At 65.2% G+C, this 1,384-nt stretch carries 2 protein-coding genes; one reads left to right on the forward strand and one right to left on the reverse strand.

What is annotated here, in order from left to right; all coding sequences use genetic code 11:
• A partial coding sequence (locus tag ACTS2Z_RS07235; RefSeq protein ID WP_442572548.1) for a sigma-70 family RNA polymerase sigma factor occupies positions 1–637 on the forward strand: 637 nt, incomplete at its 5' end.
• 8 nt (positions 638–645) lie between these two features.
• Here the strand turns inward: ACTS2Z_RS07235 and ACTS2Z_RS07240 are convergent.
• Positions 646–1,384 (reverse strand): thermonuclease family protein (locus ACTS2Z_RS07240; RefSeq protein ID WP_442572549.1); only part of this gene is annotated, 739 nt, incomplete at its 5' end.

The raw sequence follows: 1,384 nt of genomic DNA on the forward strand, positions 1-1,384 counted from the left end.
GGCCGCCGCCCGCTTCGAGCCGGAACGCGGGGTGCGCTTCTCCACCTATGCGACCTGGTGGATCCGCTCGTCAATTCAGGACTATGTCCTGCGCAACTGGTCAATCGTGCGCACGGGCACGACGGCCGCGCAAAAATCGCTTTTCTTCAATCTGCGCCGCCTGCGCGCCCTTATCAGCGATGTCGGATCGGGCAGCATGACGCCGGAAAACCGTGCCTACGTGGCCGAAGCGCTCAAAGTGGGCGAGGACGATGTCGATGCCATGGCCGCCCGCCTCGCCGCCGTGGACCGCTCGCTCAACGCGCCCTTCACCGAGGACGGTGACGGGGAGTGGCAAGACCTGCTGGCTGATGAGCGACCGGACCCCGAAGCCGCGGTCATGGATTCGCGCGACACCTCGACCCGCACCGAATGGATACGCGAGGCGATGAGCCGCCTCAGCGAGCGCGAGCGCCACATCATCACCCAGCGCCGCCTGTGCGAGGAATCCACCACTCTGGAAAGGCTGGGCGAGGAGCTGGGCATTTCCAAGGAGCGCGTGCGCCAGATCGAGCATCAGGCGCTGATGAAGCTGAAGAAATCTCTCACCGAGATTGTCGGTGATCCCGAGGAATCCGGCCTTATTCCAGCCTGGTAGTGACCCGCCTACCGGCCCGGCAGCGGGGCCGGCTCGGGCGCATCAATGAGCTCCATCGCTTCGCGGTGATCGAGCGTGATCATCGGCCCGTTTTCCTCATACAGCCAACCCCGTACGCGGATGACGGCGCCATCCAGAGCCCGCAAATCCACTCCGGCATCCTCGAAGCGCGACTGATCACGCCGCAGCACTTGCACCGTGAAATCCGTGCGCCAGTCCATACCGAAATTGAGATAGACCCGCCCGTCCCGCGCCGAGCCGGTGGCAATAACCCGGCCCTCGATGATCACCACGCTATCAAGGTGGGGCGCGAGCGCATTGGGGTCTGTTCCCAGAACACTGAGCCCGTCATGCGCCCAGGCGCCCAGCCCGGCATTGCGGGCCCGTTCCTCGCGCTCGAGACGGGACGCTGTAGGGCCGGTATGATCATCATGGCTGTCGACCATCACCCAGCCGCCATCGATCAATCGGTCCTGAATGCTGCCATCCGGCCCGGAGAGCTCGGCGATCAGGGTGCCATGGCGGTTGCGGCCAGGCCCCACGGGCTCAAGGGTCAGCCGGCCAGCGGCATCATCCAGCATGGCCTGCAAGGCGCCTCTGGCCAGACTGGCAGACGGCTCGCTGCGCGGTGCAATGATCCCGGCAAGGCGCACCTCGCCGGTCTCGCCATCAGAGTTTACGAGCAGCCTGTCTGCGGTAACGGCAATCGCTCCGCCATCTGCCGGCAAACTCTGAGCTTCCTCAACC

The sequence above is a fragment of the Glycocaulis sp. genome (genome assembly GCF_052168375.1).
Classification (GTDB): Bacteria; Pseudomonadota; Alphaproteobacteria; order Caulobacterales; family Maricaulaceae; genus Glycocaulis.